At 67.4% G+C, this 8531-nt stretch carries 8 protein-coding genes; 4 read left to right on the top strand and 4 right to left on the bottom strand.

Going from position 1 to position 8531, the window contains the following annotated elements; genetic code table 11:
- Together EKM57_RS21755 and EKM57_RS03245 are read left to right on the top strand one after the other, a co-directional pair.
- The coding region (locus EKM57_RS21755; protein WP_206185273.1) for a hypothetical protein at positions 1-199 on the top strand (199 nt) is incomplete at its 5' end.
- 265 nt (positions 200-464) lie between these two features.
- Complete coding sequence (locus tag EKM57_RS03245) at positions 465-710, top strand: hypothetical protein (RefSeq protein WP_129790996.1); 246 nt, start codon at positions 465-467, stop codon at positions 708-710.
- 186 nt (positions 711-896) lie between these two features.
- On the opposite strand, the gene EKM57_RS03250 is transcribed toward EKM57_RS03245, so the two are convergent.
- From EKM57_RS03250 to EKM57_RS03260, 3 genes are all read right to left on the bottom strand, one after another.
- A complete protein-coding gene (locus EKM57_RS03250) occupies positions 897-2048 on the bottom strand; it encodes a kelch repeat-containing protein (RefSeq protein WP_129790997.1) in 1152 nt (383 codons plus the stop codon).
- Between the two features lie 193 nt (positions 2049-2241).
- Positions 2242-3144 carry an OmpA family protein gene (locus tag EKM57_RS03255; RefSeq protein WP_129790998.1) on the bottom strand — a complete coding sequence of 301 codons (903 nt, stop codon included), beginning with the start codon at positions 3142-3144 and terminating at the stop codon, positions 2242-2244.
- Between the two features lie 471 nt (positions 3145-3615).
- Positions 3616-5163 (bottom strand): amidohydrolase family protein, encoded by a 1548-nt coding sequence (locus EKM57_RS03260; RefSeq protein ID WP_129790999.1) that lies wholly within the window; start codon positions 5161-5163, stop codon positions 3616-3618.
- Between the two features lie 188 nt (positions 5164-5351).
- Here EKM57_RS03260 and EKM57_RS03265 point away from each other — a divergent pair, with 188 nt between their 5' ends.
- Entirely contained in the window at positions 5352-6047 is a 696-nt protein-coding gene (locus EKM57_RS03265) for a phytanoyl-CoA dioxygenase family protein (RefSeq protein WP_371414113.1), read from the top strand.
- 172 nt (positions 6048-6219) lie between these two features.
- A complete protein-coding gene (locus EKM57_RS03270) occupies positions 6220-7653 on the top strand; it encodes a hypothetical protein (RefSeq protein WP_165357158.1) in 1434 nt (477 codons plus the stop codon).
- Between the two features lie 149 nt (positions 7654-7802).
- Here EKM57_RS03270 and EKM57_RS03275 read toward each other — a convergent pair.
- On the bottom strand, positions 7803-8531 hold a 729-nt coding region (locus tag EKM57_RS03275), incomplete at its 5' end, for a TCP-1/cpn60 chaperonin family protein (protein ID WP_305849903.1).

The raw sequence follows: 8531 nt of genomic DNA on the forward strand, positions 1-8531 counted from the left end.
TGGCGCCACCGAGACCAACGAAGCGACCGACACCAACATGGAAGCCACGGCCAACGAAGCCGAGACGGACGTCCTGAACGCCGAGGAAGCCGCCGATCAGGCGCTCGACGATCTGGGCAACGCCGTCGAGAACACCGGTGAGGTGGTCGAGAACCTGACCGAGGATGCTGGCAACGCGGTCGAAAACACCGCCGAGTAAGCTTCTTCACCGAAAGTCGGTTGGGGGCCGTGCGCCGAGGCGCGCGGCCCCTTTTTCATGCCTGATTCCGGAGCGTGCGCCTTGCAACGTCGGTTTCGGCTTCCGCCCCCCGGTCGGTGAAGATGCTCCGTCTTCCTCGTCATTCCCCTGGCCCGTCGAGCTCGCCGGATCGGCGATCCCGGCCGTCGAGAACGGTCTTCACTGATCTGCGCGATTCCGTTCCGCCGGGAAAGCGGCTAGATGCGGAAGCGAGGAGGACGCCCGAATGAACAAGAGACTCACACTCCCCGCCCTCGCGGCTTTCGCCTTGCTTTCCGCCTGCGGGAACGAGGAAGGGCGCGGCGGCCTTACGGCGGACGAGGAGCGGCAGCTCGACAATGCCGCCGCCATGCTCGACGACAATATGATCGACGTCTCGCCGGACAGCCTGGTCGCGAACGAGGCCGAGCTCGACGCGATGGAAGCCGAGAGCGGCATGGACGAGGCGAACGGGGCCAACGCTCAGGAGTGATCGCATCGAAGGCGCTCGGGCGTGATTGGACCGAAGGAAGGGCCGGGGTTGCCCCCGGCCCTTCTCTTTGCCTTCGGGTGCCGGAGTTAGAAGCCATGCCGCCGCCGCCCGGCCCCGCCGGGGCCGGCTTGTCCTCGGGCAGCGCGCGAGCGCGCGGCGAACGATGTCGATGCCGCGCTTGCCGCCTTATTCGCAGCGCATCTCGGGCCGGTACACCTGCATGGCATTGGTGCCGGAATTGCCGCCCAGCGTGATCCCGCCGCCGGGCAGGAAGATCCGGCCGCCGATCACCGCGCTGCCCTTGAGCCCGTGGACCGCGATGGGGAGGTCCGGCAGCCTGGTCCAGCGGTCGGCGCGGGGATCGTAGCCATAAGTGGTGGGCGTCAGGCCCAGCACGTGGGTTCGTTCGCCCTCGCCGCCGAAGACGAAGAGGCAGCCGGCATGGACCGCCGCCGTGATGCCGCCGCGCGGCGCCGGAAGCGGTGCGCCCCGGGTCCAGCGGCGGGTCGCCGGATCGTAGATCTCGACCGCGTCGACGCGCTCGGCCATGGCGCCCGGGCCGGTGCGTCCGCCGGCGACGATGATCCGCCCGTTGAGCGCGGCCATGGCCAGGTGGTTCCGCTGCGTCGGCAGATCCGGAAGCCTTTCCCAGCGGTCGGTCGCCGGATCGTAGACTTCGAAGGCGGAGCCGCCGGGCGGGCGGCCGCCGGCCACGTAGATCCTGCCGTCGATCACCGCCGAGCCGCCGCCGCTCCTCGGTGTCGGCATCGGCGCACGCTGGACCCAGCCGCCGATCGCCGGATCGTGCATCCAGACGTGATTCACGAAGATTTCCGGCCGCCCGGTGCTCGCGCCATCGATCTCCCCGCCGATTACATAGAGCCTGCCGTCGACCGCCTTGGCCATGACGTGGTGGATCGGCTGGGGCAGCCGCGGGCCGAGCGACCAGCGGCTCGTGGCCGGGTCATAGATCTGGACGAGGTTTGACGGGAGCCGCCCGGGCGGATAGCCGCCGAGCACCCAGATCTTGCCGTCCAGTTCGGCGATGGCGTGTTCGGAACGGGCGAGGGGCATCGCGTGGCCCATGCTCCAGCCATCGAACTCCGGGTAGGCGCCGACCGGGGGACCGGCGCTCACCCGCTCGTTCCAGGTCTCGACGAGCTCGTTCTCGTGGACGGGGGTTGCCGGCCGCAGTGCCGACGCGCCCCCGCCGGGAGCGGGCTGTGCTGGCGTCGTCGCCGGCTCCGCCTGCTGCGGCTGCGCAACGGCCGCGACGGACAGCCCGATCGCTGCAGCGCAAGCGAGTGGTCCGGAACCCGCTTTGGTCATCCTGCCCATGGCATGCTCCTCCGATGGCTGGAGAATGCTGCCATAGTGCGAGCCGCCTCGCCATGGGCCAAAAGTCACGGTCCGGGCGCGACTTGGCCGCCCGTCGGGGCTGGGATGTCCGTCGCACGGCGGAAAGGAATGGCGGTCGAACGCGCGGGTTCGGGCCGGGAATGTGGGGTGGGCAAAGCCCACCCCGCGCGTCTCACAGGCCGTCGACGGCCTTGCTGACCAGGATGTTCACCGCGACGCGCCGATTCTGCGACATGCCTTCGGCGGTGTCGTTGCTCGCCACCGGATCCGCTTCGGCCATCCCGGTGGGAGTCAGCATGCGATAGGGCTTCCAGCCGCAGGCCTGCTGAAGATGATTGACGACGCTGCCGGCTCGCCTTTCGCTGAGCGCCTGGTTGAATTCGACGCTTCCGACGGCATCGGTGTAGCCGACGACCAGCAGCAGGGCATTGTCCATCGCCTCGGCTGCGGCGGCCGTGGCGCACAGATCGGCTTTCGCCTGGTCGGACAGCGCCGCCTCGCCGAAGTCGAAGTTCACGTTCGTCGTGCGCTTGACGTTATACTGATCGATATCGCCCATCCGGCCGCGCAGCGCTTCCGTTGCCGCCGCATTCTGGTGGATGGCCGCGCCCTGCTCGGCAAAGCGCTGGGCGGTGCCGCTATGGATCATCGATGCGGTCCTGAGGTCCCTGTTCTTCAGATCGATCTCGCTCGCCACCAGGCCGCTGCCCGATTGCAACGTCTCGACGCTGACTGGCAGCCCGGTGAGCAGCCAATCCGCGGCAAGCTGGGTGCGGCCCAGGCCCAGGAAGCCTCCGCTGGCGGTGATCCTGGTGTCGCTGGTGACGGCGATGGTCGTGGTGGTGCCGTCGGCGGTGATGACTTGCACCTGGTCGCCGTTGCGCGCCGAGATGATGCCTTCGATCTCGGGCCCTTCGGTCGTCTCGGCCGCTTCGGGGGGAGCCGAGTCGCCGACGATCGCCGAGATGTCGTCCTCGGGCTGGTCCTGCGGCTGCGCGGCCAGGCTGACCGGGACCGTTCCGGCGAGCGTGGCGAGGAGGAGGAGAAGTCTTGGGCTTTTGGAAATGACAGTCATGACGCTGTTCCTTCAAACTCGATCGACCGGGCCTGCGTGATCGCAGCTCTCGTCCGACCGCGGCCCGGTGATGGCGTGACCGGCTGCCGGAACCCCTCCATCCGGCCTCATGGGACGTGCGGCATGGAGCTGCACCTGAACGCCGCTGGATGCCCGACCGTGTTCGGCCGAACCTTTCGCGCAGATGAACGATCCTGGTCCCACCCGTGATTATGCCGGCCATTCGAGTGGATCGTGCGGCGAACCGATGTAGACCGCGCCGTACGAGCAAGCTATCCTGCCTTGGCAGAACAAGGCTAATAGGGATCATTGTCCCTTCTTCTTAAGACTTCTAGGACAGTTCCACGCGCGCGGGGAAGTTTTCTTGGGCTATCCTGGGATATATCATAGGGCCATATCTTAGTAACTTGCCCCGTCTGTATTTACGCCCGATTTCGACATTCCCTCGATCGACGCCGAACCACCTCGGCGTCAACGCGCGCGCAGCAAGGTTCCCGATCGGCCGACCTTGCTCCCCTCGGCATAAGCCGCCCGCCCATTCACCATCACCAGATCGAACCCCTCCGCCTTGGCGAACGGATCGACATAGGTCGCGCGGGCCCGCACCTTGCCCGGGTCGAACAGGAGCAGGTCGGCCTTCGCGCCCGGGCGGATGGTGCCACGGTCGGTGAGGCGCAGGATCCGGGCCGGATAGGAGGTCGCCTTGCGGACCATCTCCTGGAGCGTGAGCTTGCGGTCGCGGACGACATATTCCTCGATCAGCCTGGCATAGGTTCCGGCGCCGCGCGGGTGGCGCTGGCCCGGGCCGCCGTCGGTCGAGAAGGCGACGTGGGGATCGACCAGCAGCGCATCCTGCAGCGCCTTGTCCATCGTGAAATGGGCGCCCATCGCTCCTTCGGGGCCGAGGTCGATGAGGACGTCTACGAAGTGGCGGCCCGATTCCTCGGCGACTTGGGCGAGCGTCTTGCCGGCATGGGCTCCTGTCCCGATCAGCAGCGCGCCCGGGCCGCCGCGCCGGGTCATGCGGCGCTCCAGATGGTCGTACAGCTCCGGCCGGCGCTTCCGGACGATGGCGGCATAATCGGTCGGTGGCAGCGCCCATTCCGGGAACAGGATGGCAATGCCGGTGAAGCCGGCCTCGTAGGGATATTCGTCGGCGGTGAGGTCGATGCCCTGGCGGCGCTTGGCGGCGAGATATTCGAGCAGGGTGCGGGCGCGCGCCTCGCCGCGGCCGAACACGACCTTGAGGTGGGAGATATGGGCGCGAGCCTGGCCGGCGGAGGCGACGAGCTCCTCGATCGACGCCTCGATCGCGTCGTCGTCTTCCGATCGCATGTGGCTCATGACGACGCCATTATGCCGGGCGACGACCTCGCCGAGGACGCGGTGCTCGGCCGCTTCCGAATAGATTCCCGGCACATATTCGAGGCCGTAGGAGAGGCCGAAGACGCCCGCCTGGAATTCGGCCTCGAGCTGCGCCGCCAGCCGCTGCAGCTGGGCCGCATCGGGCCGGCGGACCGAATCCGGGATCTCCGCCGCGTGCCGGATCGTGCCGTGGCCGACCAGCAAGGCGACATTGGTGTCGAGCGGCGCGCGCTCGACGGCCCGCCGCCAGCCGGCGGTGTCGAGTTCCTCGCTCAGGCCCGGTCCGCTGCCGTCCACGCCCAGGGTGATCGTCGTCACGCCCATGGCGAGGAAGCCGTCATAGGGGCTGCGCAACGGATCGCCGTGGGTGTGGAGATCGACGAAACCCGGCGCGAGCACCCGCCCGCCGCCCTCGACGACGCGGGTTCCAGACGGCACGCGTTCGCGCGAAGGCGCCGTCACGCGCGCGATCCGATCGCCGGTGACCAGCACGTCGGCAGGCCGGGGCGGCGCACCGGTGCCGTCGACGAGCGAGACCTCGCGGAACAGGGTGGATCGGCCGGCCTGCCCGCCGGCGGGCGCCGCCAGGCCCGCCAGTCCGCCGCCGGCGAGCGCGCCAGCGATCAGTTGCCGCCGCGTCAGCTTGTCGTCCACGATGCGCCCCTCCGAACCGTTACACGCGGACTCCGTCTTAGCCCATGAATTGCGGGGACCGTCTATTCATTGCGGATCGTGCGCCATGCGCCGTCGAGCGCGGTGCGGTAAGATTACAGGGAGGGGTCGGTGGTCGCCGCACCCGCTCCGGCCTTGCGCCGCCACGGAGCCGATGCTTAGCGGCGAGCATGGTAGACGGCCGTCCCTTGCTGTTCGAAACGGATGGCGCGCAGCTGTTCGAGGGTGCGCTGCGCCCTTGCATCGGCGAGCTGGAAGCGGCGCTGTCAGGCTTGCCCGCCGACGGGGCCGGCCTGCGCCTTCATGGTATTCGTGCACTTGACCCGCTGCTTGCGCGGCAGGGATGCATCGGTGCCGTCGCCGCATCAGTTCTCGGGCCGCGGGCGAGGCCGGTCCGCGCCATCCTGTTCAACAAGACGGCACAGACCAACTGGTCGCTGGCGTGGCACCAGGACCGGACGATCTGCGTGAAGGCGCGTCGCGACGCACCCGGCTTCGGCCCATGGACGGTGAAACGCGGCCTTGACCATGTCGCCCCGCCATCCGACCTGCTGGCGCGCATGGTAACCTTGCGGGCGCACCTCGATGACGTGCCCGCCACCAATGCGCCCCTCCTCATAGCGCCCGGCTCGCACGCTTATGGCCGCATAGCTGAGGGCGAGGTCGACGACGTGGCACGGCGGTGCGGAACCGGCTCTATTCGACGCCGATCCTCCACGCATCGAAAGCGGCCGAGAGACCGAGCCGCAGGCGCGTTCTCCAGGTGGACTTCGCCGCTGAGGATCTACCCCATGGACTGGAGTGGTTGGGAGTTTGAAGCCTACCTTCTTCCTCCGAGGCAATCGGCGCGGCCGTTTCGCTTTTAGCGTCGAGCGATGTTGCCGCTCCCGTTACGACAGAGGCGGCCAGTTGTCCGGAATTGGCCGCAAGCGGACTGGCGGCTCTCGATTTGCGATCACAATGAGCGGACGCTCGGCTCAGCCGAAGTGACGCGTGAACGGTCGAGCGATTCAGGGTAATCCCTTGTTAGCCTGACAAGTGTCAGACTCGTTCGCGATGCGCCTCCATGCCACTCTCGTACTCGGTGTCGCCGGGATCATCCTCGGTTTTCAACCTGCAGCCGAAGCGGTTCCCCAAGCTCCAAGTCAGCCCCGCAGAACCGTCGCGGAATTTGCAGCGGAAGAAAGCCGGGCGCCGTCGGCTGTGCCCTGTCCCGAAGACCTCAGGCGCGCTGAGGTCGAGCCACTTGGTCCGGGGCCTGCACGCTTAGCGACGATCCGCTGCCTGGATCTGCCGCGGGGCCAGGATTACCGGCTGCCGCCGGTCCTATCTCCTGACGGGCAGTCCGTCGCTTTCTGGGATCGGGGGCAGGTCAGCCCGCTTGACGTCGTCGCATTCGACGCCGGCGCCGGGTTCCGGCTGTCTAATCGCGTCACGTTTCGGGATTTTGGAACGGGCATTCAGGACGATCGTCAGGATGCGCTTGCCTGGCTATCCGACGGTTCTGGTCTCTGGTCGGTCGAGCAGCAGGTGGTGCGACCGAACGGTTGGGCGCTGAGCGGTCTCACGCCGATCCTAATCGAACGCGGTGGAAACGTCCGGCGCTTCGCCCCGCCCGAGCATGCCGCTGGCCCACTGGACGCGCTAGCTTGGGTCGGCGGTGATGGGCGTGCGATCGCCCAATTCGGCACGCGTGGAGATCGCTACCGGCCGGAGCATGACGACCCGTCACCTACGCTGGCTATGATCGACGTGCCGCGCAGGCGAATACTCCACTCGCTTACGGCCGAGGATGCCGAGGCGCTCAGACTTCGTGCCGGCTCTTACAACGGATTCAGCCTCTTCGATGTCTCGGCTGTTCAGTCGCCGGATGGCCGTCTGCTTGCCCTGCTTCAGTTTGAGCGGGTGGTCGACCGTTCGCACGGGCGGGCCTCGAACGTTGGTCCGCGGCAGGAACGATTTCTTCCGGCAGTATGGCTGGTCTGGACCCAGGGACAGAGGCCAGCGCCGCTCACACCGTTCTTCGACGACCGCTTCGCTCGCGCTGAACTCACTCCCGGCGGGTCTCATATCCTGGCCTGGCGTCCACTTCAGCCCGAAGGGCCGATCATTCACGACTGCCGCAACTGCCAGCCTCCGCCACCGCCGACGCCGATCGACGCTACGGTCGCCGCGCTCATTGACGCGAGAAGCGGGCGCACGGTCTGGAGCCTGGAGGCCCGAGCGAGTGAGTTCTGGAACCGCTTCGGCGGTCCGGTGATCAGCCCGACTGGCAGGTTTGCACTAATCCCGCTCCCCGCTGTTAATCGGCGTCAGATGATCGGGCTCCTGTCGATGGTAGACGGGCGTATCCTTCAACGCTTCTCACTCGCCTGTAGCGGTTGCTATCCACAAAGCTTCGGCTTTACTGGCAGCGGCGGCCAGATGTGGATTGGAATAATGAACCGCTTGGTCTTCTACGACCTGAGGTAGCCTTGAATGGCTGACCGGACCGGCGGCTTTCAGGATAGGCGGTAAGGCCGTTGAATGGCCAAAGTTGGCGCAAACTAGACTACCCAAGAAAAGGGCCGGAGCGTCGCCGCCCCGGCCCTTCCTTTTTCGCTTCTGAGGTCAGCGCGGACTTAGAAGTCCATGCCGCCCATGCCGCCGCCACCCGGCATCGCCGGGGCCGGCTTGTCCTCGGGCAGCTCGCTCACCGCCGCTTCGGTGGTGATGAGAAGGCCCGCGACGGAAGCCGCGTCCTGAAGCGCCGTGCGAACGACCTTGGTCGGGTCGATCACGCCGGCCTTGACCAGGTTCTCGTAGACCTCGGTCTGTGCGTTGAAGCCCAGCGTCTCGTCATTGCCGTCGAGCAGCTTGCCCGAGACGACCGCGCCGTCGAAGCCGGCATTCTCGGCGATCTGCCGCACCGGCGCCTGGAGCGCGCGGCGGACGATGTCGATGCCGCGGGTCTGGTCGTCATTGGCTCCGGTCAGGCCGTCGAGCTTCTTGCCGGCATAGAGCAGGGCAGTGCCGCCACCGGGGACGATACCCTCCTCGACCGCAGCGCGGGTCGCGTGGAGCGCGTCGTCGACGCGATCCTTGCGCTCCTTCACCTCGATCTCGGACGAGCCGCCGACCTTGATCACCGCGACGCCGCCGGCGAGCTTCGCCAGCCGCTCCTGCAGCTTCTCGCGATCATAGTCGCTGGTCGTGACCTCGATCTGCTGGCGGATCGACTCGACCCGGCCCTTGATCTGGTCGGATTCGCCCGCGCCATCGACGATCGTCGTATTGTCCTTGTCGATGGTGACGCGCTTGGCCTGGCCCAGCATGTTCAGCGTGACGCTCTCGAGCTTGATCCCGAGATC

This window comes from Sphingosinicella sp. CPCC 101087 (assembly GCF_004151485.1).
Classification (GTDB): domain Bacteria; phylum Pseudomonadota; class Alphaproteobacteria; order Sphingomonadales; family Sphingomonadaceae; genus Allosphingosinicella.